Below are 22,501 nucleotides of genomic sequence, written 5' to 3' on the forward strand. Positions count from 1 at the left end.
CCCGAAAGGAGCGCCCTGGCCATGGCCCTGTCGACCGCCGCCGAAATCGCCCGCCGCACATTGGGCAAGTCGGCCCATGAACTGGATGAGGAAGAAGCCCAGGTCATCGCCGATATCGAGTCGGGCCAACTCAGCGCGCGAGATGCCGCGGACATCGCGGACGAAACCTCGACCTGGGGCGAGAAGCTGGCCGATCGGGTCGCGGCGGTCGGGGGAAGCTGGGGCTTCATCATCGCCTTTTCCATCATTCTGCTGGGCTGGATGCTGCTCAACTCGGATGTGCTCGGCCATTTCGGGCTGGTCTTCGATCCCTATCCGTACATCTTCCTGAACCTGATGCTGTCGACGCTGGCCGCGATCCAGGCGCCGGTCATCATGATGAGCCAGAACCGGCAGTCGGCGAAGGACCGGCTGGCCGCCAGCCTCGACTATCGCACCAATTTGCGCGCCGAGATCGATATCCTCCGGCTGCATCACAAGCTGGACAATGTCGTCACCGAACGGCTCGACTCGCTGGAAGCGAAGATCGACGGGTTGGCAAAGGCCCTTGCGCGGTCGTAGAGAGCGCGTTCATCTCAAGAGGCACCGATGGCAGGCCACAGCAAATTCAAGAACATCATGCACCGCAAGGGCGCGCAGGATAAGAAGCGCTCGGCAGCATTTTCCAAGCTTTCGCGCGAAATCACCGTCGCGGCGAAGATGGGCACGCCCGACCCGGACATGAATCCGCGTCTGCGCGCCGCCGTCAACGCGGCCAAGGCGGCGTCGATGCCCAAGGACAATATCGCCCGCGCGATCGACAAGGCCTCGCGCGGCGATGGGGAGAATTACGAGGAAATCCGCTATGAAGGCTTCGGCCCCGGCGGCGTCAGCCTGATCATCGAGGCGCTGACCGACAATCGCAACCGCACCGCGACGAACGTGCGCACCGCGGTGTCGAAGAATGGCGGCAACCTTGGCACCGCCGGTTCGGTCAGCCATGGCTTCGACCGGATGGGCCTGATCAACTATCCCGCCAGCGCGGGCGATGCCGAGAAGGTTTTCGAGGCGGCGCTGGAAGCGGGTGCGGAGGACGTGACCTCCACCGAGGACGGCCACGAAATCTGGACCGCGCAAGGAGACCTGCACGAAGTCGCCAAGGCGCTGGAGCCCGTGCTGGGCGAGGCGGAAGGTGCCAAACTCGCCTGGCGTCCGCAGACCATGGTCGTGGTCGACGAAGCGGCGGCGGCGACGCTGTTCAAGCTGATCGACACGCTGGACGATGACGACGACGTCCAGACCGTCTGGGGCAATTACGAAGTTCCCGACGAAGTGATGGAAAAGCTGGCCTAACCCCAATCCTCCCCAAGCTATGCTTGGGGAGGGGGTGGTGGAGGGGCAGGCAACGTTTGCGATAGCTCCCCTCCCGAAAGCCCGACATGCCTCCACCCCCCGCCATCATCCTCGGCCTCGACCCTGGCCTCGGCACCACCGGCTGGGGGGTGATCGCGGTGGAGGGCAACCGGCTGCGCCACGTCGCCAACGGCCAGATCAAGACCGAGCCCTCGATGGTGCTGCCCCGGCGTCTCGCGAACCTCCACGCCGCGCTCTACGACGTGATCCGCCAGCAACAGCCCGACGGCGCGGCGGTGGAAGAGGTGCTGGGCAACAGCAACGCGCAATCGACGCTGAAGCTGGGCCAGGCGCGCGGCATCGTCCTGCTCGCGGCGGCGCAGGCGGGGCTGGTCGTCGGGGAGTATCACCCCAGCATCGTCAAGAAGGCGACGGTCGGCACCGGCGGCGCGGACAAGAAACAGGTGCAGGCGATGGTCGGCCACTTGCTGCCGGGCGTGAAGCTGACCGGCCCCGATGCGGCGGATGCGCTGGCGGTGGCGATCACCCATGCGCATCATCTGGCCAGCGCGCGGGCGATGCAGCGGCGGGCTTCGGCGGTCTAGCGCTGTCGGAGTCGCTTGCGGCGAGACCCTCCCCCATCCCCTCCCGCCTGCGGGAGGGGTGCGTTACCGGGCGACGTTCGGAACATTCCAGAAGGATTGCCTAGTCTGAACCTTGGCACGCCCCTCCCGCAAGCGGGAGGGGATGGGGGAGGGCCTCGACACACGCGATTCCTCCGACGATAACCCCCGTGACCAATCCCCCCTTTTGTTCTAACCCACTCGCATGATCGCGCATCTCAAGGGACGTTTGGACTCCACCGGTATCGACCACGCCGTCATCGATGTCGGCGGGGTCGGCTATCTGGTCGGCGCTTCGGCGCGCACCCTGTCCGCCATCGGCCCAGTGGGGGAGGCGGCGATGCTGCATACCGAGATGCTGGTGTCGGAGGATTCGATCCGGCTGGTCGGTTTCGCCAGCGCCGACGAGCGCGACTGGTTCCGTTTGCTGACCGGCGTGCAGGGCGTGGGCGCGCGGGTGGCGCTGGCGATCCTGTCGGCGCTGGAGCCCGCCGACCTGATGCGGGCGATCGCCAGCGGCGACAAGGCGATGGTCGCGCGCGCCAATGGCGTCGGGCCGAAGCTCGCCCAGCGGATCGTGATGGAGTTGAAGGACAAGGTCGGCGGGATCGTGCTCGCGCCGGGTTCGGGCGGCGGCATGGCGGCCCCGGTCGGGGCGGGTGCGGATGCGGTGTCGGCGTTGCTCAATCTGGGCTTCCGGCCTGCCGAGGCGAGCGCAGCGGTGGCGGCGGCGGAAGAGGAACTGGGGGCGGCGGCCTCGTTGGATGCGCTTGTTCGGCTGGCGCTGCGCAAGGCGGCGAAATAGGGGGCGTTGGGGCGTGGGCTACGACTTCACTCAGCCTGAACGGCGGTGTGGAGGGCCTTATCCCACCAGCCGTTCAGGCTGAGCGAAGGCGAAGCCCATGGGACTGCGCTAACCCAACAACCCCGGCACCTCCCGCCCCGCGAAATGCGCCTCCAGATTGGCGACGACCATCTCCGCCATTTCCGCCCGCCCCTCCCGCGTCGCACTGCCCTGATGCGGGGCAAGCACGACATGGTTCATCCGCCGCAGCGCATAGGGCACCTCGGGTTCGTCGGCGAAGACGTCCAGCCCCGCTCCCGCGATCCGGTGCGCCTCCAGCGCGGCGATCAGCGCGTCTTCGTCCACCAGGCTGCCCCGCGCGATATTGACCAGCACCCCGTCCGCGCCCAGCCGGTCGAGCACCTCGGCATCGACGACCCCGCGCGTCTCCGCTCCGCCCGGTGCGGCGAGGATCAGCACGTCGCTCTCCGCCGCCAGTTGCGCCAGATCGGGCACGAACCGCCATGCCACCGGCTTTTCCGAACGGGCGGTGTAGAGGATCTTCTTGGCAAAGGGCTCGGCGCGGCGGGCGATGGCCTGACCGATCCGGCCCAGCCCGAAAATCCCGATCCGCCGTCCGCTCGCGCGACGTCCCAGCGGCACGGTCCAATTGCCCATCCGCAACGCCCGGTCGTTGGCCGCGATCCGCCGGTCCACCGCCAGCCACAGCGCGATGGCCTGATCCGCGACATCGTCGGTCAGCGCGTCGGGGGTGATCGCGATGCGGATACCCCGTGCGGCGGTCGCGTCCCGGTCGATGCCGTCGAAGCCGACGCCATGCACCGCGATGACCTGCAATTCCGGCAAGCGGTCGAGCAGCGCGGCGTCGACCGTCATCATGCCCCCGCCGACAATGGCGCGGGTGGTCGGCGGCGGCGTGTCGCGATGGAGCGTGAAGCGTTCGGCCAGCGCGATTTCCAGGGCGGGCGGGATGGCGGTCGCCAGAAAGATGTCCTGCGGCATGGCGTCTGATCTAACGCAATTTTCGTCCCAAGTCCGCCATCCAGGTTGGTATCCGTGCCGCACCGGCTGTCCCTGTGGCCCATCCGCTGCTATGTTCGTGCAATGTTCGCCGATACCGTCACGATCCCCATGCTCGACAGGCCCGTCATCCTCTCGCTAGGGCCCATGTCGTGACCGACCAAGACCGACTCTTGTCCGCCAGCCGCCGTCCCGAGGATGTCGACGCCGCGCTCCGCCCCAAGAGCCTGGACGAGTTCGTCGGGCAGCAGGCGGCGCGCGACAACCTTCGCGTTTTCATCCAGGCGGCGCGCGGGCGCGGCGATGCGCTCGACCATGTGCTGTTCTTCGGCCCGCCCGGCCTCGGCAAGACGACGCTGGCGCAGATCATCGCGCGAGAAATGGGGGTGGGCTTCCGCGCGACCTCCGGCCCGGTCATCGCCAAGTCTGGCGATCTCGCCGCGCTGCTGACCAACCTCGAAGACGGCGATGTGCTGTTCATCGACGAAATCCACCGGCTGCAACCGGCGGTCGAGGAAGTGCTGTACCCCGCGATGGAGGACCGCGTCCTCGACCTGATGATCGGCGAGGGGCCGTCCGCCCGCTCGGTGCGGATCGACCTGCCGCGCTTTACGCTGGTGGGCGCGACGACGCGGCAGGGGCTGCTGACCACGCCGCTTCGCGATCGCTTCGGCATCCCGGTGCGGCTGCAATTCTACACGGTCGAGGAACTGACCCGCGTCGTCACCCGCGCCGCGCGGTTGCTCGACCTGCCCATTTCCGAGGATGGCGCGATCGAGGTGGCGCGGCGCTCGCGGGGCACGCCGCGTATCGCGGGGCGGTTGCTGCGCCGTGTCCGCGACTTCGCCAGCGTGGCGGGGCATGAGATCGTCCATGCGGCGGCGGCGGACCAGGCGCTCAACCGGCTGGAGGTCGATGCGCTGGGGCTGGACGCGATGGACCGGCGCTATCTGACAATGATCGCGGATGTCTATCGCGGCGGGCCGGTGGGGGTGGAGACGCTCGCCGCCGGGCTGTCCGAGCCGCGCGACACGATCGAGGAGGTGATCGAGCCGTTCCTGATCCAGCTTGGCCTGCTGGCGCGGACGGCGCGCGGGCGTATCCTGAATGCCGGGGGGTGGAAGCATCTGGGGCTGAACCCGCCGGTGGGGTCGCAGGATGGGTTGTTCGACGCATAGGCTAACCCTTGGCTCTCCCGCCCGCTGTTCAGCCGCGATCCCAACGCCCGTTCAGCCACGATCTCAGCGCCCGCTCAGCCTCAACGGAGGGCGGGGAGTAGGCAAGTGGCTCATAGTATTATCCCTATAATACACTTGAACACCGCGCTCATCCCCTCCACACTAGACACGCGCTTTTGGAGACTTTGGAATGGCCACGACCGCCGATACCGTGACGCAGGAAAAGGGGCTGACGCTGACGCCGCCCGATCCCGTGCCCACGGTCGCGCCCTCCCAGGCCGCCGGGCTGGTGCCCGTGGACGACAAGACCCGGACCCAGTTGGAGCAGAAGGTCGACGGCTTCGTCGCCGAACTGATCGCGCAGGACGTCAACAGCCCCGAATTCGGCCGCCGCGTCGATGCGATCACCGCCATGGGGCAGAAGGAAATCCGCGAGGCGGCGGGCCAGTCCAATCGCTTCCTCGATCGCCCGGTCAAGGCGATGGACGGCGAGACCGGCGTCGGCAAGGACCTGACCGAGTTGCGCCGCGTGGTCGAAAGCCTCGATCCCGGCAAGCGGGGCAATCTCTCCGCGCCGCGCAAGCTGCTGGGCATCATCCCCTTCGGCAACAAGATGCGCGACTATTTCGACGGCTATCGCTCGTCGCAGTCGCATATCGCCGCGATCCTGAAGAGCCTCGCCTCGGGCCGCGACGAACTGCTGATGGACAATGCCGCGATCGATACCGAGCGCGCGAACCTCTGGTCCGCCATGGGGCGGCTGGAGCAGATGATCCATCTGTCCAGGACGATGGACGCCAAGCTGGAAGATACCGCCAACGAACTGGATCACACCGATCCCGCCAAGGCCAAGGCGATTCGCGAGACCGCGCTCTTCTACACCCGCCAGCGGACCCAGGATCTGCTGACCCAGATGGCGGTGACGGTGCAGGGCTATCTGGCGCTCGACCTGGTCAAGAAGAACAATGTCGAACTGGTGAAGGGCGTCGACCGCGCCTCGACCACCACCGTTTCGGCCCTGCGCACCGCCGTCACCGTGGCGCAGGCGCTGGCCAACCAGAAGCTGGTGCTCGACCAGATCACCGCGCTCAACTCGACCACCGCCAACATCATCGATTCGACCGGCAAGCTGCTCCGCAGCCAGACCGCGCAGATCCATGAGCAGGCGGCGGCCTCGACCATCCCGCTGGAGACGCTGCAACGCGCTTTCCAGAACATCTATGACACGATGGACGCGATCGACAGCTTCAAGCTGAAGGCGCTCGATTCGATGAAGACCACGGTCAACACGCTGGGCCAGGAGGTCGAGAAGTCTAAGGGCTATATCGCCCGCGCCGAGGGGGCGCAGAACCCGCAACTGACCAGCGGCGCATCATCGTTCAAGCTGGAGGCGCTGTAACATCGTGACGACTCCCCGCTCGAACGAGGTCGATGCCCAGATCGAGCGTGCGCGCGAAGTGATGGCGCGCATCTCGCAGGATTATCGGGGCCAGGCGGAGCAGACCGTCAAGCGGGTGCGTCGCCGTGCCCGTTCGGCGCTCCAGCGGCTGATCCTGATCGCGGTCGCCAATGCGATCATCCTGATCGCGGCGATGGTGACGGGGCTGATCCTGCCCGGGGGGATCGGCATTTTCGGGGCGCTGGCGGCGATGATGCTGATGCTGGCGGTAACGCTGGCCATCGCAATGGCCCCCGCCGCGCGCGCGCCGACCCCCGCCAAGCTGGCGCAGGTCGATATCAAGGCTTTGCCCGCCCAGACCGAGCGCTGGCTGGAGGCGCAGAGGCCCCTGCTGCCAGCGCCCGCCGTCACGCTGGTCGACCGGATCGGCCAGCGGCTCGACACGCTGACCCCGCAACTCGCCGCCGTCGACAACGACACCGCCGAGGCGATGGAGGTCCGCCGCCTGATCGGCGAGCAACTGCCGGCGTTCCTGCGCGATTACGAACGGGTGCCCGAACCGCTCCGCCGGGTCGAGCGTAATGGGCGCACCCCGGACGCGCAGCTGGTCGATGGCCTCAAGTTGATCGAACAGGAAATCGGCGACATGACCCAGCGACTGGCCCAGGCCGATCTCGACAGTCTCTCGACGCGTGGGCGGTTCTTGGAAATGAAATATCGCGAGGAAAAGGCGGAGTAGGTCGCAAAGCCTGTCGGGGCGTTTGTCTGGGGCTCTGTCAAACCACTTGAATGGATCGACCATTCCTCCCCTTACAGGAAACCTCCGCGAAAGTCGGGACGTCGCCCAACATCATGTACCACCCCGGCGGAGGCCGGGGTCCAGTTGGGAAGCGATTGGAGTCATTTACCATCGTACGGCAACTGGGTCCCGGCCTTCGCCGGGATGGTACTGGAGCGTTTCGCAGAGAAATCCTTACAGGGGAGGATAAGGGCGCTGCTTGAACGTCGATCGGGCCTTGGCCCTTTCGGCCACCGACGAAAGCCGGGGTCCAGTTATACGGCAGAGTGAGGCCTCGACAAATCCGAAGGATCAGCGCTTCCCCCCAAATGAAAAGAGGCTGCCGGGACGTCATCGCGACGGCCCCGGCAACCCCTAAACATGGTCAGCGGCCGGAGAGCTCCAGCCCGGGAGACCATGCGGGCCTCATGACATCGGACGCGACCGTTGATTGGGGGAGGATACCCCCCGAATCACGCCCATCGATGTCAGAAGCCGGTCCCCCGAACGAACTGAACCGACCCCATTGCTGAACCATGAGACATCGGATCACCTCCTTTCGCTAGTGGATAGCCAACGCGCCCCTTTGAAGAACGCATGCGCAATGTGCGTAGTCGGAGGCGGATAAACAAGACTTGAAATGCGACGATGTTTGGCCGACCATCTTGCGCCGCCGAACATCGGCTCCTCAGCCCCGGCAATCCTCGATCACCCGCCCGATCTCGGCATAGGCGGGGATGACCAGCGGGACCTGGCCCTGCTGCTCCATCGTGAACCGGCCCCGGCTGAACGCCATGGCATCCAGCAACGGGTCGTTGGCCGTCAGCACCATCTCCGCGCCTGTCGCGACCGCCTGGGCGGCGAGGACCTTGGTCGTGCTGGAGGTGCGGATGGTGACGCTTCCCGCGACCGAGGCGGGGCGGCTCAGCCGGACCTGCCGGGTGCGGGGATCGCAGGTCAGCGACAGGCGGGTGACGCCCGCCGTGCCGAACGCGGCGCCCGATCCTTGCGCGGTCCGCTGATACCGCCAGTCGCCCGGCGTCAGCGGCCAGTCGCGCCAGTCGGCCCCCGATACCGGACGCGGCGTCGGCGGCAGGGGCTGCGGCGTATGACGCACCGGCGGCGGCGCCTCGGGGCGCGGGGTGGCGGGGATACAGCCCGACAGGGCGGCAGCCGCGACCATCGTCGGGGCAAGGGGGGCAAGGGACAGGCGACGCATCGTGTCCAGCCTATGGGCGAGGGGGCGTTCGGGCTCAACCCTGTGCTGCGGCGGACCGTGCCGATGCGGCGGGCATCGGAACCGTGCCTCGCTCTGGCGGGTTTTGAGGGCGATAAACGGAGGTTAAGAATGGCCGATCACGACACGCCGACCCTGATCCTGGTCCAATCCAATGTCTCGGGTACGTTGAAGCTGGAAAGTCGCGACGGCGATACGATCGGCAGCGTCTATTCCTTCATGGTCCATAAGCGTTCGGGCCGTGCGACGCATGCCGTGCTGGCGCTGGGCGGCTTTCTGGGCATGGGCAAGAGCTTCTATCCGGTGCCCTTCAGCCTGTTGCAGTTCGATCCGGTGGGGGATCAGTATGTGATTACCGTCGACCGCCGCTTGCTGGAGGGCGGGCCGAGTTGGGCCAATAATGCGCCCATCTTCGATCAGGCTTATGCCGACCGGGTGGCGGGCTATTATGGCGTGGGGACGGAGAATTTGGATTTGGGGTAAGGGTTTACCGGTCGCGGTCATTGCGGCGAGGGCCCTCCCCCATCCCCTCCCGCCTGCGGGAGGGGAGCGTTACCGGGCGATCTTCAAAGCGCTACGTCTGAGAGATTCCCGCCCTTGCCACGAGCACGCCCCTCCCGCAGGCGGGAGGGGATGGGGGAGGGCAAACGCCAAGCAACCCCCACCCCCGAAAATCAATTCGCCTTCCGCCCACTGGCGAACTTCTTGCTCTTGCCGAACCGCGTCTTGCGCGTCCCCGGCTTGCCCTCGTTCGACCGGCCCATGATCGGTGCCTTCTGTTCGTGGACGGGCAGGCCGAGTTCCTCATTCTCCAACTGGCGGATCTCGTCGCGCAGCCGACCCGCTTCCTCGAATTCGAGGTCGGCGGCGGCCTTGCGCATCTTCTTTTCGAGTTCCTCGATATAGGCGCGCAGATTGTGGCCGACCATGTGCGGACGGTCCTCGTCGATCGGCACCGTCACCTGGTCGCCGCTGGCCACATGCGCGATGATGTCGCCGATCTGGCGGCGGATCGTCTGCGGCGTGATGCCGTGCTGGGTATTATACGCCATCTGCTTCTCGCGACGCCGTGACGTCTCGGACATGGCGCGTTCCATCGATCCGGTGATCCGGTCGGCATAGAGGATCACCCGGCCATCGACGTTGCGCGCCGCGCGCCCGATCGTCTGGATCAGCGAAGTCTCCGAACGCAGGAACCCTTCCTTGTCCGCGTCGAGGATCGCGACCAGCCCGCATTCGGGAATGTCCAGCCCCTCGCGCAGCAGGTTGATGCCGATCAGCACGTCATAGACGCCCAGCCGCAGATCGCGGATCAACTCGATACGCTCCAGCGTCTCGACATCGGAGTGCATGTAGCGGACCTTGATCCCCGCCTCGTGCATATATTCGGTCAGGTCTTCCGCCATCCGCTTGGTCAGCGTGGTGACGAGGGTGCGGTAACCGAGTTCGGTCGTCTTGCGCGCCTCGATGATAAGATCCTGCACCTGCTCCTCGACTGGCTTGATCTCGACCGGGGGGTCGATCAGGCCGGTGGGGCGGATGACCTGTTCGACGAAGACGCCGCCGGTCTGCTCCATCTCCCAATGGCCGGGGGTGGCCGAGACGCTGACCGTCTGCGGGCGCATCGCGTCCCATTCGTTGAAGCGCAGCGGACGGTTGTCGATCGCGGAGGGCAGGCGGAAGCCATATTCGGCCAGCGTGATCTTGCGCCGATGGTCGCCGCGCGACATGCCGTTGATCTGGCCGATAGTGACATGGCTTTCGTCGACGAACAGCACCGCGTTTTCGGGGAGATATTCGAACAGCGTGGGCGGCGGCTCGCCGGGCAGGCGGCCGGTCAGGAAGCGGCTGTAATTCTCGATGCCGTTGCAACTGCCGGTGGCGGCGATCATCTCAAGGTCGAAATTGGTCCGCTGTTCGAGCCGCTGGCGCTCGAGCAGCTTGCCCTCGATCTCCAGTTCCTTGAGCCGCTCGGTCAGTTCGAATTTGATCGCCTCGACCGCCTGCTTCATCGTCGGGCCGGGGGTCACATAGTGGCTGTTGGCGTAGATTCGCACCGAATTGAGGCTGGCCGACTTCTTGCCGGTCAGCGGATCGAACTCGACGATTTCCTCGATTTCGTCGCCGAAGAAGGACACGCGCCAGGCCGAGTCCTCATAGTGCGAGGGGAAGATTTCCAGATTGTCACCCTTCACCCGGAAATTGCCACGCATGAAGGCGGCGTCATTGCGCTTATATTGCAGGGCAACGAGCTTGCGGATGATCTCGCGCTGGTCGACGCTCTGCCCCTTCTTCAAATCGAAGATCATCGCTGAATAGGTTTCGACCGAGCCGATACCGTAAAGGCAGGATACCGACGCCACGATGATGACGTCGTCGCGCTCCAGCAGCGCACGGGTGGCCGAGTGGCGCATCCGGTCGATCGACTCGTTGATCGAGCTTTCCTTCTCGATATACGTGTCCGACCGGGGCACATAGGCCTCGGGCTGGTAATAGTCGTAATAGCTGACGAAATATTCGACCGCGTTGTTGGGGAAGAAGTTCTTGAACTCCCCGTACAACTGCGCCGCCAGGATCTTGTTGGGTGCGAGGATCAGGGCGGGGCGCTGCAACTCCTCGATCACCTTGGCCATGGTGAAGGTCTTGCCCGAGCCGGTGACGCCCAGCAGCACCTGATCCTTGTCGCCCGCGCGCGCCGCCGCGGTCAGTTCCCGAATCGCGGCGGGCTGGTCGCCGCTGGGGGTATATTCGGTGACCAACTCGAACCGCTTGCCCCCTTCGGCCTTTTCGGGGCGCGACGGGCGGTGGGGAATGAAACTGACCCCGGTTTCGGGTTCGTCGAGGGTGGTGCGGATCTGGATCGCCATAAGGGGAATATGGTCCCGGTTGCGCTTTTGTTCCAGTGGTTCCGGTGTTGAGGCGTGGGCTTCGACTTCGCTCAGCCTGAACGGAGGTTGGGATCGGGGCTGGACACAAAATCCCGTTCAGCCTGAGCGAAGTCGAAGGCCAAGGGAAACCGGCCGCCTATCGCAACGCCCGAACTTGCGCCGTGTGGAGACACGCTTGCATCGCCGCATCGCTCGTCCGCCCCGCCGTGCTCCCGGCCCGGAAAGGCCCGACCTCCACCGGCTCGCCCAACCGGACCGCCGCAAAGTGCCCCCGCTCGCCGGAACAGCGCATCGCCGCATCGAGCAGTTTCGGCGGCGTGTCATAGCCCTCGTAGGACAGGCGGAACGTTCCCCAATGGATCGGGATCGCCGTCGAAGCGCCCAGTCGCTCGAAAATCTGCACCGCTTGGGGTGGTCCGATATGGCTCCCCGCCGCCATCTGGCCGGGCACGAAGCGGAACGCGCCGATGGGGAGCAGGGCCAGGCGCACCGGGCCCAGCCGTGCCGCTTCCTCGGGCCAGCGTCCGTCGCCCATGCCGGTATCGCCGGCAAAGAAGATGTTCCCGCCCGGCAGCTTGACGACGAAACTCGACCAGAGCGCGCGGTTGCGGTCGGCGAACCAGCGGCTGCCCCAATGATGGTTGCGCGTCACCACCACCGAGACACCCGGCTTGATGACCCTTTCCCGCCCCCAGTCGAGCGCGGTGGCGGGTACGCCGACCTGTCCGATGACGCTGTCATTGCCGAGGCTGGTGACCACCAGCGGCCGGTCGCGTTGCCACAGCCTTTTAAGAGCCGCCTGATCCAGATGGTCGTAATGATTGTGGCTGATGACGACGAGATCGATTTTCGGCAGGTCGTCGAATGCCACGCCCGGCTTCGCCACACGCTTCGGGCCAAAGCCGAAGGGCCCGGCACGCTCGGCATAGATGGGGTCGGTCAGGATGTTGAGGCCCTGGGTCTGGACCAGCACGGTCGCATGGCCGATCCAGGTCGCGACCATGCGCTGTCCCTCGACACGGGGTTCGGGCCTGGAGGCGCGGACCGCCACGGTCTCCGGCCAGGCGGGTCGTCCGTCATCGCCGGTCAGTTGCCGCCAGAGAAACCCGCCCCGTCCGCCCCGCGTCGGCATCCGCAACGTGTCCGCATCGCCATCGGGGTTGAAGAAGCGCGCGCCGTCATAATGGCCGCTCTCCGGCCCTTCATAATAGATCCGGTCGAGATAATGCGGCACGATCGTCGCGGCCAGGCCGATCAGGATGAGGATCAGCGCCAGTCCCTTGGCGATCCGGCGGACGATCCTCATGCCGTCCCGCCGGGAGCGGGGAGGATAGGCTCGGCAAAGCGCATGGAAATGCTCCTGGGATCAGCGACGGCCACGCGCGACACGGGCCTGCCACAGCATAAGAAGCGGAACGACGCCCAGTTCCATCGCCAGCCCCAGCCGATGCCCCGTCGAAGGCGCGCCGACCGCCGCCCAGGACAGGGCGCGTGCCAGACCACCCGCGACGACCAGTAGGCCGAGCAACCGGAACCGCGCGCCCCTGCGCTCGATCGCGGGGATGCAGGTGACGAACGCCAGCCCCAGTCCCAGGAAGATGCCGGAGACATAGCGGAACTGGCTGTCCAGATCGCTCGGCACGACCGGTGGATGGCCCAGCCAGCCCGGCCCCTTCGCCACGCTGATCCCCCCGATGGTCAGGGGCACCAGACAGGCGATGGCGACGATCAGTTGCAGGGCGCGCCGTTCGGCATCGCGTCCGGTCAATCCAGGATTTCCTTGCGGACATGAATCGCGCGGAGCGAGATGCGCACCTCGATCATGAAGGCGATCAGGCACAGGATGAGCAGGCAGACCGCGATGATGAAGGCCAGCGCGATCCAGGTGCCGATATGGAATTTGCCGAGATTGGCGATGAACAGCACGGCGATGACGACACAGGCCATGACCGCGCTCGACACCGCCAGGAACAAGGCGGCGTTGATGATCGACATGCGCCTGTCGAGCAGCCGCAACTCCCATTTGTGACGCAACCGCTCGGGGCCGTCATCGACCTTGTGGATCATCATCTCCAGCCCGCGCGCCCGGTCGATCACCCGCGCCAGCCGTCCCGCCAGCACGTTCAGCAACTGCCCGATCGCGGCGAGCATGAAGACAGGCGCCAGCGAGAGCTGGATGGTCTGGGCGATGGTGGTGACGGCAGGTAAAGTGGGCATCGCCCGAAATGGTGGCGTGCCGGGCGGCTCGGGGCAAGGGGGAAGTTATCCTCCCCGGCGCGGCTCGTACAGATGCGAGCCATGGTGGATGGGGGCTTGCGACAAAGCATGTCCTGTGAGGCAGCCCCCCCTCCGTCAGGCGTTCGGCCTGCCGCCTCCCTGTATCGGGGTTCGTTGCAAAACCCGCCGGACCATCCCGGCGAAGGCCGGGATCCAGTTGGGGATGCGCTGGTAAACCGCTCCCATCGCGACGTCGCTCGACTCCGGCCTTCGCCGGGCTGACGCGTGAGAGGATGGGACGGTGAACTTTCGCAACGATCCCCCAAGGGGAGGAATGCTACGCCTTGGCCAGCATCTTCTCCGCGCTGGTCTTCACGAATTCGCCGATGGGTCCGGCCATCATCGACAGCATCATCGGGATCGCGACGGTGCCGGAGATCGCCCGGTCGGCGATGTTCATGTCCGCCTTCACCGTTTGGCCCATGGCGATGATGGTCAGCATCAGCCGGTCGTCGGCGGCCCATTCGGAGGTCACCTGGCCGCCGCCGGGAATCTTGGATTCCAGCTTGGGCAGTCCCTGCTCGATACGGCGGCGCGCCTCGGCATGGCCCAATTCATGGGGAATGTCGAAATTCACCGATGCCATGTATCTTACCCCGAATGTCCCGCAAACGGCCATGGGATTGGCTTTGGCGGATGCCGCCGTCAAGCCGTGTATGACAAGTCGTTCATCTTGCGGGCCGGGCCCGCGACCCGAGGGACCGGTACGGTCGTAGCGGAGAGGCGGATATGGACTTTGGTGATGGAGCGGGTAACGGGAATCGAACCCGTGTATTCAGCTTGGAAGGCTGCTGCACTACCATTGTGCTATACCCGCTCAATATCCAGCGCCGTGATCGACCCTAGCCGATGGGCGGGGATGGTGGAAGGGACTGGATTCGAACCAGTGTACGCTCACGCGGGCAGATTTACAGTCTGCTGCCTTTAACCACTCGGCCACCCTTCCGGGGTGTCGCTCCACCGGAGCGAGGCGGGCCCAATGCCGAAGCTGAACGCGGCTGTCAACGCCGTTTTGCGGGTTTTCGCGCCTCCCCGCTTGATCCGGTTGCTTGCATCGCGCGGGATCGGGACATAGCCTCTGACCCAATATCAGTCCAACCGGGGTTTCGTTTCCTATGCGCGTTTCCTTGCTCGCCGCCGTCGCGGCGATCGCCTTGCTGCCTGTCGCCACTGCCACCGCCCAGGACCGCAGCGCCGCCAATCGCATCATCGACGAGGGCATGAACCACAGTCAGGTCATGCAGACCGCGCAGCATCTGACCGATGTGATCGGCCCGCGCATGACCAACAGCCCCGCGATGCGCGCCGCCGAGGGCTGGACCGCCGAGCGGTTCCGCCAATGGGGGCTGAAGAACGTTCATAAGGAGGGTTTTCCTTTCGGACGCGGCTGGTCGATCGAGCGGGCGAGCGTGCGGATGGTCTCGCCCCGCCCGCTGCAACTGACCGCGATTCCCATCGCCTGGACGCCCGCCACCAACGGCGCGGTCACCGCCCCCGTGATCGTCGCGCCGATGAAGCGGGAGCGCGATTTCGACAAGTTTCGGGGGCAGTTGCGCGGCAGGATCGTGATGGTGTCGATGCCCGGCACCGGCGACGAACCCGGCACCGCGCCCTTCCGCCGCCTGTCGGGCGAGGACATCGCCAAGCTCGACGTGTACGTCCAGCCCGAGCATGATCCCGAAACCGCCGACCGCCGGTTGAAGCGGCTCGACTTCTCGCAGAAGCTGGACGCGTTCCTGAAGGCCGAGGGCGCGGTCGCCTATGTCACCCAGAGCTATCGCGACGGCAAGCTGCTGCACGGTGAAGGCTATCTGTTCGGGCGCGGCGAGACGCCCGCCGTGCCGGGCATCGAACTGGCCGCCGAGGATTATCGACGCCTCGCCCGGTTGGCCAAGGCTGGCCCCGCGCCGACCATCGAGGTGCTCAGCGACGTCCGCTACGATGACAGCGACGAGAATGCCTACAACATCATCGCCGAGATTCCCGGTACGGACCCCAAGGCCGGCTATGTGATGGCGGGCGCGCATCTCGATAGCTGGGTCGCGGGCGACGGCGCGGCGGACAATGCGGCGGGCAGCGCGATGGTGATGGAAGCCGCGCGTATCCTCGCCGCCACCGGCCAGCGGCCGAAACGCACCATCCGCTTCGCGCTCTGGTCGGGTGAGGAGCAGGGCATTCTCGGCTCCATGGCCTATGTCGAGCAGCATCTGGCGACGCGCGGGCGGCCGGGCGATGCGCCGCAGTCGGGCCTGAAGCGCTATTATGGCTGGACCAATCGCTGGCCGATTAGCCCCAAGCCCGGTTACGGCGACCTTGCCGCGTACTTCAACATCGACAATGGCTCGGGCAAGCTGCGCGGAATCTATGCCGAGAACAACCCGGCGGCGGTGCCGATGCTCAAGGAATGGCTGTCGCCCTATGCCGCGATGGGGGCGGGCAATGTCGTGCAGCGGACCACCGGCGGCACCGACCATGTCTTCATGCAGGCCGTGGGGGTACAGGGGTTCCAGTTCATCCAGGACCCGCTGGATTATGGCAGCCGCATCCATCACAGTTCGGCCGATACCTTCGACCATTTGAAGGGCGACGACATGCGCCAGGCCTCGGTCGTGCTCGCGGGGGTCTTGCTCGCGGCGGCGAATGCGGACAAGGCATTGCCACGTCCGCCGGTTCCGACCCAACCGGCGACGACCAAGCCCTTCGACTATACGGACAATGACGACTGATGGCACGCCGAGGACATCGCCCCAGCCAGGCTTCTTCCAACCGCCCACGCTTTTGGGGACGGCATGCGGTGACGGCGGCGCTCGCCAACCCCAACCGCACGGTGCGCAAGATCTGGGGCACGCGCGAGGCGCTGGCCGCGCTCGACCTGCCGCCGGTGGTGCCGATCACCTATGCCGATGCCGCCGATCTGGGCCGTCTGGTCCCCGCCGATGCGCCGCATCAGGGATTGGTGGCCGAAGTCGATCCGCTGGAGGATATGTGGCTGGGCGACCTGCTGCACGAGGGGCAGGATGACCAGCGGCCGCTGGTGGTGCTCGACCAGGTGACCGACCCGCACAATGTCGGTGCGATCCTGCGTTCGGCGGCGGCGTTCGACGCGTTGGGCATCGTGACCCAGGACCGGCACGCGCCGCCCGAATCGGGCACGGTCGCCCGCTCGGCCAGCGGCGCGCTGGAGACGGTGCCGTGGATTCGCGTGGTGAACCTGGCGCGCGCGCTGGAGGAGATCGCGGAAGCGGGCTTCTGGCGCATCGGCCTGACCGGCCATGCCAATCAGACGCTGGCGCAGGCCATGGGGACGCAGCGCATCTGCATAGTACTCGGTGCGGAGGGCGAGGGGATGCGCCAGAATACCGAGGCGCATTGCGACGAACTCGCCAAGCTGCCGATCAGCCCGAAGGTGGAGAGCCTGAACGTCTCCAACGCGGCGGCGATCGCGCTGTACGCGGTGGCGGCGCGGTGATTTGTGAGGGCGGCGGGGGTGGTCCTGCCGCCTTTTCGTTCGCGCAGAGGCGCGGAGGGCGCAGAGGGGTTTGGGGCAAGCGCCGGGCGTGCGCTTCGACTTCGCTCAGCGTGAACGGCTGTCGGTCGTGTTGGCGGGGTATTCGGGGCGGGTAGGTTCCAGAAGATCCGCTCCCAGCCTCCGTTCAGCCTGAGCGCAGTCGAAGGCCATGGGCATGTGGTTCGCGCGGAGACGCGGAGGCGCGGAGATTGTGAATCCGGCCGCAAGGCCTCTCCAGCCCTGCCGGCCGCCGCAAAGTCTCCCGGTCGCGAGGGCGGCCTTCGCTGGCCCTATGCCGGACATCTCCGCGCCTCCGCGTCTCCGCGCGAACAAAAACTCTGAGAAGGCGGCGAGCCGAAGTCACGCTGTTCCCTCCGCGCCCCGGCGCAAAAAAAAGAGGCGGGGCCATCGCCCCGCCCCCCGCGTTCTCGCGAAATGCCCGATCAGTCCTCCGCCGCGATCCGCACGCGCATCCCGTCCTGTGCCGCACCGAAGGGCAATTGGCACGACAGGCGCGAGGTCGCGTCCCGCTCGCTGGTCGAATCGAGCAGGTCGTCTTCGTCCGGCCCGATCGCTGGCAGGGTGCCCGCGAATTCGGGATCGACATGCACATGGCAGGTCGCGCAGGAGCAGCATCCGCCGCACAGCGCCAGCAACTCGTCCACTCCGGCGTCGCGGATGACTTCCATCACCGACAGACCGGCCTCGCCGTCGATTTCGCGTTCTTCCCCGTCGCGGGTCACGACGATAAGCTTGGGCATGTCCATTCTCCTTGTCGGTAGCGGCTCTGCCGATCCTCAACGCACGGATCAAGCTTCATGGGGCTGAGCGCCGAACAGATTCGCCAAAGCATGGACGCGCTTGCCGCGTCCGAGCCCGCCATCGCGGCGGCGCTCGCGCGCATCGGCTATCCCGAACCGCGCATCCGCGAACGCGGCTATGCCACACTGGTTCGCACGATCTTGGGTCAGCAGGTGTCGGTCGCCTCGGCCAATGCGCATTGGCGGCGACTGAACGAATTGCTCGGCGATGCGACCGATCCGACGAGGATGCACGGCGTCACCGACGAGGAACTGCGTGGTGCCGGCATCTCGCGGCAAAAGGCCGGGTATCTGCGTAGCCTGGCCGAAGAGGTGACCAGCGGTCGCCTGAACCTCGCCGAGCTTCCACAGGACGACGAGGAAGCGATCGCGCAACTGGTCGCGGTCAAGGGCATCGGCCGCTGGTCGGCGGAGGTCTATCTGCTCTTCGCGGAAGGGCGGACCGACATCTGGCCCGCCGGTGACCTGGCGGTGCAGATCGAGATGGGGCGCATCCTGGGCCATGACGCGCGCCCTTCCGAAAAGCAGGTCCGTGCGCTGGCGGAGGCGTTCCGCCCGCACCGCAGCGCGCTGGCGATCTTCACCTGGCATCATTACGGCGCCGGGGCGGACGCCGCGCCCGTCTAGAAGCCCCGGACGCTAATCGCTGTGCGGCGTCGTGCGGTGGTGGGTCGCCACCCCGACCAGCACCGCCGTCGACAACAGGATCGACGACACCAGCCCGCCGATGGCGAGCAGTCCGCCCGACGTCACCCGCACCTTGGCCCGCAGCACGACCCTGCGCCCGATCGCGGCGCGAAGAGTGGCGGACTGATGGCTGGGACGGCGTGGCGTAACGGAATGGGACATGGGCGATCAACGCGGCGGCGCCCCATCCGTTCACGCGCCATAACGCTGAACCATGGGTGACCGTGACGCGCGCATGGCCCTTGCGGGACGTAAAGGCCCGGGTCGTCGGCATCATCCATCTCTCGGCGCAGGACGCGGAGGGGGTGAAAGACGTAGCGACAAGGGCCAGGCCGATCAGAACGGCCATGCGCAGGAATTGCGTTTTCCTTCCCCCCACTGACCGGCCATGTTCCCCATCATTGTCGCGGTCGTGGCAAGCGCGCACTGGCATCCCGCCCCCCGCGCCCTTAAGTCCCTACCCATGTTGACCCCCGAACAGGCCCGCGACCGGGCCGCCGATATCGTCGCCCGCGCCCGTGCCGCCGGAGCCGACGCCGCCGACGCCATCTTCGCCGCCGACGCCGCGCTGGAGGTGTCGGTGCGCCTCGGCGCGCTGGAGGACGTCGGGCGGTCGGAGAGCGAGGAACTGGGCCTGCGGGTGTTCGTCGGGCGGCGCTCGGCCAGCGTCTCCACCTCCGACCTGTCGGGCGATGCGATCACCCTCGCGGCCGAGCGCGCCGTCGCCATGGCGCGCGAGGCGCCCGAGGATCGCTGGGCGGGCCTGGCGCCGGAGGAACGGTTGCTCAAGGGCGCACCGCCGATGCTCGACCTGGATGACGGAGGAGAGGTCGCACCCGAGCAGCTCCGCGCCGCCGCACTGGTCACCGAGGAGGCTGCGCGCGCGGTGGCCGGTGTGACCAATTCGGAAGGAGCCGGGGCCTCCGCCTCGCGCGCCGTCTCGGCGCTGGCGACCAGCCATGGCTTTGCGGCGGGCTATGGCGCGACCGGCTATGGCCTGTCGGTCAGCGTGGTGGCGGGCGAGGGCGCGGGGATGCAGCGCGACTATGCCCATCACGGCGCCCGCCTTCGTCGCCTGCTCGAAAGCCCCGAGGCGATCGGCACCCGCGCGGGCGAGCGGACCGTGGCGCGGCTGAACCCGGCCAAGCTGGCGAGCGGTACGATGCCGGTCGTTTTCGACCCGCGCGTCGGCTCGTCGCTGGTCGGCCACCTCGTTTCCGCGATTGCGGGCGCGGCGATCACCCGGCGGACCAGCTTCCTGCTCGACCGGCTGGGCGAGCGGGTCATGGCCGAGGGCATCCGGATCGAGGACGATCCGCACCGCCCGCACGGGCTTCGCTCGCGCCCCTTCGATGGCGAGGGGCTGGCGGTGTCGCCGACCGCGATCGTCGAGGACGGCGTGCTGGAGACCTGGCTGCTCGATTCCGCCTCCGCCCGGCAATTGGGGCTGGAGCCGACCGGTCATGCCGCGCGGGGGGGCGCGGGGGCGCCGGGGGTGTCGACCAGCAACCTGTTCATGGCGGCGGGGCGCGTGCCGGTCGATACGCTGATCGCCGATATCGCCGACGGCGTCTATGTCACCGAGTTGATCGGCAGTGGCGTGAACCCCGTCACCGGCGATTACAGCCGGGGCGCGGCGGGCTTCCGCATCGTGGAGGGGCGGATCGCGGAACCGGTTGCGGAGTTCACCGTGGCAGGTAATCTGAAAGAGATGTTCCTCGCCATGACGCCAGCCAATGATCTGGAATTCCGCTACGGCGTCAATGTGCCGACGCTGCGCATCGATGGAATGACGGTTGCCAGCGGCTGATCTGATCCGAGCCCCTGACATCATTCCGGGGGTCGTGGCGGCGGCCCGCGAGGCGGCTGCGATGGCGCTCGCCCGTTGGCGCACCGATTTCCGTCAATGGGAGAAGGTGCCGGGCAGCCCGGTGTGCGAGGTCGATCTGGACGTCGACCGGATGCTCCATGCCCGGCTCCAGGCGCTGATCCCCGATGCCGGATGGCTGTCGGAGGAGACGGCGGACAAGCCCGACCGGCTGGCCGCGCGCCGGGTCTGGGTGGTCGATCCGATCGACGGCACGCGCGACTATATCCGGGGGCGCGAAGGCTGGGCCGTGTCGGTCGCGCTGATCGAGGACGGGCGGCCGGTGATCGGGGTGTTGGCCGCGCCCGCTCGTGGGGAGTTGTGGCTGGCGCAGGCGGGTGGCGGCGCGACCCGCAACGGACGGGTGCTGAGCGCGGGCTATTGCCGCCAGATGCCGGGGGCGCGCGTGCCGGTCGATGCGCTGCCCAAGGCGGACCGCGATCTGGTCGCCGTGTTCAAGCCCAATTCGATCGCGCTGCGCATCGCGATGGTCGCCGCCGATGAGGCCGATCTGGTCGCGACGCTGCGCTGGGGCAATGAATGGGACATCGCCGCCGCCGCGCTGATCGCGTCCGAAGCGGGGGCGGGGGTGGCCGATGCGCTGGGCCAGCCTTTGCTCTTCAACAAGCCCGATCCGCGCGCCTTCGGCGTGCTGGTGACGGCAAGGGGCTTGCAGGATGCGGCGGTCGAGCGATTGGCTCCGCGCGCGCGCGACGTGATCGTGCCGGTCAGCCGCTGAGCATCTGCTCGACCCATTCGGGCACCAACTGCCCGGCGGAGGCCAACCGGCTCTCGTCGAACCAGCCGCTGCCCTCCGAGCGTTCGAGATTGAGTTCCAGCGTCCGCGCGCCGTAAGCGCTCGCCATCCGCACGAACCCTGCCGCCGGATAGACCGCGCCCGAGGTGCCGATCGACACGAACAGGTCCGCCTCCGCCAGCGCTGCCTCGATCCGCTCCATATGATAGGGCATCTCGCCGAAGAACACGATATCAGGACGCAAGGCGGGTGCGGCGCAGGCGGGGCAGGGCGTCCCCGGCGGCAGCGCCTCTTCCCACCCGAACCGCTCGCCACAGGCCGTGCACAGGGCCCGCTTCAGCGCGCCGTGCATATGCAGCAACCGCCTCGCCCCCGCCCGTTCGTGCAGATCGTCCACATTCTGCGTGACGATCAGCAATTCGCCCGGCCATACCCGGTCCAGCCGCGCCAGGGCGTCATGCGCGGCATTGGGGCTGACCGTCGCCAGCGCGGCACGCCGCAGGTCATAGAAGCGATGGACCAGCACCGGATCGGCGGCCAGTGCTTCGGGGGTACAGACATCCTCAACCCGATGCCCCTCCCACAACCCGCCCGGCCCGCGAAAGGTGGCGATGCCGGACTCGGCGGATATGCCCGCGCCGGTGAGGATGACGATGTTCGGGGTGTCGCGCATGGCCGGGGTTTATCGTGGGGGTGGAGTGTCCGGAAGGGGACGGATGTTTGCTGTGGGTGGCGAACGGTCCCAATCTCTCGGGTGGTTATTCTGGACAGCGCCAATCCAGTCATGATCCTGCTACTGTGACACGCTGCGCCGGGAGAACGAACCGCGCGCAATAATGCAGGTCGGGCAGGCGTGTCATAATCGTAGGACCGGGCAGGTCGGGTATAAGGGGGAAACCGCGCTCCCTCCGCTTTGATGTACCCTCTCGCATATCTCTATCATTTTCAGGTCGTAGGCGGTCCAGCCCTTTATAAGCCCACTGTTGGCAGCATTCTAAATTGACCCGGATCAGTTTCCAAAAGCACAGCTACCACATCAAGCGGCTCCTTTTGTGATCGCAATTCTAATACTCTCGGGAACTTCGGCTTAATAACGTCCCCTGCGATAGGTTTTGCACCTACGCCGATGATTGTGCCATTTACAGCGTTTAGTCCGAACTCCTGTGGCGACACTCCAGCGCAACCCTTTACCCATACGCTAGCATCGCCTGAGGCATTCCGAACTGCTAGGGCTGAGACTCAATCAGAGCCAGAAGGCGAGGGCGGTTGCGATGGCGACGCCTGACAGGAAGTTGGCGGCGAGTTTGTCGTAGCGGGTGGCGAC

At 66.7% G+C, this 22,501-nt stretch carries 23 protein-coding genes and 2 tRNA genes; 13 read left to right on the forward strand and 12 right to left on the reverse strand.

What is annotated here, in order from left to right; all coding sequences use genetic code 11:
- The first annotated feature begins 21 nt into the window (after nucleotides 1-21).
- The 4 genes from SM191_RS15340 to ruvA all read left to right on the forward strand — a co-directional run bounded on the left by SM191_RS15340 (nucleotide 22) and on the right by ruvA (nucleotide 2,760).
- On the forward strand, nucleotides 22-561 hold the full coding sequence (locus tag SM191_RS15340) for a DUF1003 domain-containing protein (RefSeq protein ID WP_341506956.1): 540 nt from the start codon (nucleotides 22-24) through the stop codon (nucleotides 559-561).
- A gap of 27 nt (nucleotides 562-588) precedes the next feature.
- Nucleotides 589-1,332 (forward strand): YebC/PmpR family DNA-binding transcriptional regulator, encoded by a 744-nt coding sequence (locus SM191_RS15345; RefSeq protein WP_307002589.1) that lies wholly within the window; start codon nucleotides 589-591, stop codon nucleotides 1,330-1,332.
- An 86-nt stretch (nucleotides 1,333-1,418) separates the two neighbouring features.
- Nucleotides 1,419-1,937, forward strand: a complete 519-nt coding sequence (gene ruvC, locus SM191_RS15350) for a crossover junction endodeoxyribonuclease RuvC (RefSeq protein WP_341506957.1) — start codon at nucleotides 1,419-1,421, stop codon at nucleotides 1,935-1,937.
- 223 nt (nucleotides 1,938-2,160) lie between these two features.
- Nucleotides 2,161-2,760 carry a Holliday junction branch migration protein RuvA gene (gene ruvA / locus SM191_RS15355; protein ID WP_307002585.1) on the forward strand — a complete coding sequence of 200 codons (600 nt, stop codon included), beginning with the start codon at nucleotides 2,161-2,163 and terminating at the stop codon, nucleotides 2,758-2,760.
- Nucleotides 2,761-2,868: 108 nt separating this feature from the next.
- On the opposite strand, the gene SM191_RS15360 is transcribed toward ruvA, so the two are convergent.
- Nucleotides 2,869-3,762, reverse strand: a complete 894-nt coding sequence (locus SM191_RS15360; RefSeq protein ID WP_341506958.1) for a 2-hydroxyacid dehydrogenase — start codon at nucleotides 3,760-3,762, stop codon at nucleotides 2,869-2,871.
- A gap of 170 nt (nucleotides 3,763-3,932) precedes the next feature.
- Between SM191_RS15360 and ruvB the strand changes: the two genes are divergently transcribed.
- From ruvB to SM191_RS15375, 3 genes are all read left to right on the forward strand, one after another.
- Entirely contained in the window at nucleotides 3,933-4,958 is a 1,026-nt protein-coding gene (gene ruvB, locus SM191_RS15365) for a Holliday junction branch migration DNA helicase RuvB (protein ID WP_307002582.1), read from the forward strand.
- Between the two features lie 190 nt (nucleotides 4,959-5,148).
- On the forward strand, nucleotides 5,149-6,357 hold the full coding sequence (locus SM191_RS15370) for a toxic anion resistance protein (protein WP_341506959.1): 1,209 nt from the start codon (nucleotides 5,149-5,151) through the stop codon (nucleotides 6,355-6,357).
- A 4-nt stretch (nucleotides 6,358-6,361) separates the two neighbouring features.
- Nucleotides 6,362-7,096, forward strand: a complete 735-nt coding sequence (locus SM191_RS15375) for a hypothetical protein (protein WP_341506960.1) — start codon at nucleotides 6,362-6,364, stop codon at nucleotides 7,094-7,096.
- 727 nt (nucleotides 7,097-7,823) lie between these two features.
- On the opposite strand, the gene SM191_RS15380 is transcribed toward SM191_RS15375, so the two are convergent.
- Nucleotides 7,824-8,354 (reverse strand): hypothetical protein, encoded by a 531-nt coding sequence (locus SM191_RS15380; protein ID WP_341506961.1) that lies wholly within the window; start codon nucleotides 8,352-8,354, stop codon nucleotides 7,824-7,826.
- 129 nt (nucleotides 8,355-8,483) lie between these two features.
- Between SM191_RS15380 and SM191_RS15385 the strand changes: the two genes are divergently transcribed.
- Nucleotides 8,484-8,855 (forward strand): PRC-barrel domain-containing protein, encoded by a 372-nt coding sequence (locus SM191_RS15385; protein WP_341506962.1) that lies wholly within the window; start codon nucleotides 8,484-8,486, stop codon nucleotides 8,853-8,855.
- Nucleotides 8,856-9,046: 191 nt separating this feature from the next.
- On the opposite strand, the gene uvrB is transcribed toward SM191_RS15385, so the two are convergent.
- The 7 genes from uvrB to SM191_RS15420 all read right to left on the reverse strand — a co-directional run bounded on the left by uvrB (nucleotide 9,047) and on the right by SM191_RS15420 (nucleotide 14,483).
- Nucleotides 9,047-11,239 (reverse strand): excinuclease ABC subunit UvrB, encoded by a 2,193-nt coding sequence (gene uvrB, locus SM191_RS15390; protein WP_307002573.1) that lies wholly within the window; start codon nucleotides 11,237-11,239, stop codon nucleotides 9,047-9,049.
- 157 nt (nucleotides 11,240-11,396) lie between these two features.
- Entirely contained in the window at nucleotides 11,397-12,566 is a 1,170-nt protein-coding gene (locus SM191_RS15395) for an MBL fold metallo-hydrolase (protein WP_341506963.1), read from the reverse strand.
- 60 nt (nucleotides 12,567-12,626) lie between these two features.
- On the reverse strand, nucleotides 12,627-13,028 hold the full coding sequence (locus SM191_RS15400) for a DUF4345 domain-containing protein (RefSeq protein WP_341506964.1): 402 nt from the start codon (nucleotides 13,026-13,028) through the stop codon (nucleotides 12,627-12,629).
- Nucleotides 13,025-13,477, reverse strand: a complete 453-nt coding sequence (locus tag SM191_RS15405) for a DUF2721 domain-containing protein (protein ID WP_341506965.1) — start codon at nucleotides 13,475-13,477, stop codon at nucleotides 13,025-13,027. Before SM191_RS15405 ends, SM191_RS15400 begins: the two co-directional genes overlap by 4 nt.
- Nucleotides 13,478-13,814: 337 nt before the next feature.
- Nucleotides 13,815-14,123, reverse strand: coding sequence for a polyhydroxyalkanoic acid system family protein (locus SM191_RS15410; protein WP_341506966.1), 309 nt, complete (start codon nucleotides 14,121-14,123; stop codon nucleotides 13,815-13,817).
- Between the two features lie 157 nt (nucleotides 14,124-14,280).
- Nucleotides 14,281-14,354, reverse strand: a tRNA-Gly gene (locus tag SM191_RS15415).
- Nucleotides 14,355-14,397: 43 nt separating this feature from the next.
- Nucleotides 14,398-14,483 (reverse strand) — tRNA-Tyr (locus SM191_RS15420).
- 169 nt (nucleotides 14,484-14,652) lie between these two features.
- On the opposite strand from SM191_RS15420, the gene SM191_RS15425 reads away from it, so the two are divergent.
- Nucleotides 14,653-16,263 (forward strand): M20/M25/M40 family metallo-hydrolase, encoded by a 1,611-nt coding sequence (locus SM191_RS15425; RefSeq protein ID WP_341506967.1) that lies wholly within the window; start codon nucleotides 14,653-14,655, stop codon nucleotides 16,261-16,263.
- Nucleotides 16,263-17,006, forward strand: a complete 744-nt coding sequence (rlmB, locus tag SM191_RS15430; RefSeq protein ID WP_007405685.1) for a 23S rRNA (guanosine(2251)-2'-O)-methyltransferase RlmB — start codon at nucleotides 16,263-16,265, stop codon at nucleotides 17,004-17,006. Before SM191_RS15425 ends, rlmB begins: the two co-directional genes overlap by 1 nt.
- 482 nt (nucleotides 17,007-17,488) lie before the next feature.
- Here the strand turns inward: rlmB and SM191_RS15435 are convergent, their stop codons facing one another.
- On the reverse strand, nucleotides 17,489-17,806 hold the full coding sequence (locus tag SM191_RS15435) for a 2Fe-2S iron-sulfur cluster-binding protein (protein WP_267434059.1): 318 nt from the start codon (nucleotides 17,804-17,806) through the stop codon (nucleotides 17,489-17,491).
- A gap of 57 nt (nucleotides 17,807-17,863) precedes the next feature.
- Between SM191_RS15435 and SM191_RS15440 the strand changes: the two genes are divergently transcribed.
- Nucleotides 17,864-18,493, forward strand: coding sequence for a DNA-3-methyladenine glycosylase family protein (locus tag SM191_RS15440; RefSeq protein WP_341506968.1), 630 nt, complete (start codon nucleotides 17,864-17,866; stop codon nucleotides 18,491-18,493).
- A gap of 12 nt (nucleotides 18,494-18,505) precedes the next feature.
- On the opposite strand, the gene SM191_RS15445 is transcribed toward SM191_RS15440, so the two are convergent.
- Nucleotides 18,506-18,715, reverse strand: a complete 210-nt coding sequence (locus SM191_RS15445; protein ID WP_341506969.1) for a hypothetical protein — start codon at nucleotides 18,713-18,715, stop codon at nucleotides 18,506-18,508.
- Between the two features lie 301 nt (nucleotides 18,716-19,016).
- On the opposite strand from SM191_RS15445, the gene SM191_RS15450 reads away from it, so the two are divergent.
- Together SM191_RS15450 and SM191_RS15455 are read left to right on the forward strand one after the other, a co-directional pair.
- Entirely contained in the window at nucleotides 19,017-20,363 is a 1,347-nt protein-coding gene (locus SM191_RS15450) for a TldD/PmbA family protein (RefSeq protein ID WP_341506970.1), read from the forward strand.
- Entirely contained in the window at nucleotides 20,350-21,159 is an 810-nt protein-coding gene (locus SM191_RS15455) for a 3'(2'),5'-bisphosphate nucleotidase CysQ (protein ID WP_445949873.1), read from the forward strand. Before SM191_RS15450 ends, SM191_RS15455 begins: the two co-directional genes overlap by 14 nt.
- Here SM191_RS15455 and SM191_RS15460 read toward each other — a convergent pair.
- Nucleotides 21,149-21,850, reverse strand: a complete 702-nt coding sequence (locus SM191_RS15460) for an NAD-dependent deacylase (RefSeq protein WP_341506971.1) — start codon at nucleotides 21,848-21,850, stop codon at nucleotides 21,149-21,151. The genes SM191_RS15455 and SM191_RS15460 overlap by 11 nt on opposite strands.
- Between the last annotated feature and the right edge of the window lie 651 nt (nucleotides 21,851-22,501).

It is taken from the genome of Sphingomonas sp. 2378 (assembly GCF_038084995.1).
GTDB lineage: Bacteria > Pseudomonadota > Alphaproteobacteria > Sphingomonadales > Sphingomonadaceae > Sphingomonas.

What these genes read in the sequence shown, in the direction of transcription:
- SM191_RS15345 (WP_307002589.1), top strand. Translation starts at nt 589, where the DNA reads ATGGCAGGCCACAGCAAATTCAAGAACATCATGCACCGCAAGGGCGCG.
- SM191_RS15370 (WP_341506959.1), top strand. Translation starts at nt 5,149, where the DNA reads ATGGCCACGACCGCCGATACCGTGACGCAGGAAAAGGGGCTGACGCTG.
- SM191_RS15405 (WP_341506965.1), bottom strand. Translation starts at nt 13,477, where the DNA reads ATGCCCACTTTACCTGCCGTCACCACCATCGCCCAGACCATCCAGCTC.
- SM191_RS15380 (WP_341506961.1), bottom strand. Translation starts at nt 8,354, where the DNA reads ATGCGTCGCCTGTCCCTTGCCCCCCTTGCCCCGACGATGGTCGCGGCT.
- SM191_RS15385 (WP_341506962.1), top strand. Translation starts at nt 8,484, where the DNA reads ATGGCCGATCACGACACGCCGACCCTGATCCTGGTCCAATCCAATGTC.
- SM191_RS15340 (WP_341506956.1), top strand. Translation starts at nt 22, where the DNA reads ATGGCCCTGTCGACCGCCGCCGAAATCGCCCGCCGCACATTGGGCAAG.
- SM191_RS15435 (WP_267434059.1), bottom strand. Translation starts at nt 17,806, where the DNA reads ATGCCCAAGCTTATCGTCGTGACCCGCGACGGGGAAGAACGCGAAATC.
- SM191_RS15395 (WP_341506963.1), bottom strand. Translation starts at nt 12,566, where the DNA reads ATGAGGATCGTCCGCCGGATCGCCAAGGGACTGGCGCTGATCCTCATC.
- SM191_RS15445 (WP_341506969.1), bottom strand. Translation starts at nt 18,715, where the DNA reads ATGTCCCATTCCGTTACGCCACGCCGTCCCAGCCATCAGTCCGCCACT.
- SM191_RS15440 (WP_341506968.1), top strand. Translation starts at nt 17,864, where the DNA reads ATGGGGCTGAGCGCCGAACAGATTCGCCAAAGCATGGACGCGCTTGCC.
- uvrB (WP_307002573.1), bottom strand. Translation starts at nt 11,239, where the DNA reads ATGGCGATCCAGATCCGCACCACCCTCGACGAACCCGAAACCGGGGTC.
- SM191_RS15410 (WP_341506966.1), bottom strand. Translation starts at nt 14,123, where the DNA reads ATGGCATCGGTGAATTTCGACATTCCCCATGAATTGGGCCATGCCGAG.
- rlmB (WP_007405685.1), top strand. Translation starts at nt 16,263, where the DNA reads ATGGCACGCCGAGGACATCGCCCCAGCCAGGCTTCTTCCAACCGCCCA.
- SM191_RS15460 (WP_341506971.1), bottom strand. Translation starts at nt 21,850, where the DNA reads ATGCGCGACACCCCGAACATCGTCATCCTCACCGGCGCGGGCATATCC.
- ruvC (WP_341506957.1), top strand. Translation starts at nt 1,419, where the DNA reads ATGCCTCCACCCCCCGCCATCATCCTCGGCCTCGACCCTGGCCTCGGC.
- SM191_RS15425 (WP_341506967.1), top strand. Translation starts at nt 14,653, where the DNA reads ATGCGCGTTTCCTTGCTCGCCGCCGTCGCGGCGATCGCCTTGCTGCCT.
- SM191_RS15360 (WP_341506958.1), bottom strand. Translation starts at nt 3,762, where the DNA reads ATGCCGCAGGACATCTTTCTGGCGACCGCCATCCCGCCCGCCCTGGAA.
- ruvA (WP_307002585.1), top strand. Translation starts at nt 2,161, where the DNA reads ATGATCGCGCATCTCAAGGGACGTTTGGACTCCACCGGTATCGACCAC.
- SM191_RS15450 (WP_341506970.1), top strand. Translation starts at nt 19,017, where the DNA reads ATGTTGACCCCCGAACAGGCCCGCGACCGGGCCGCCGATATCGTCGCC.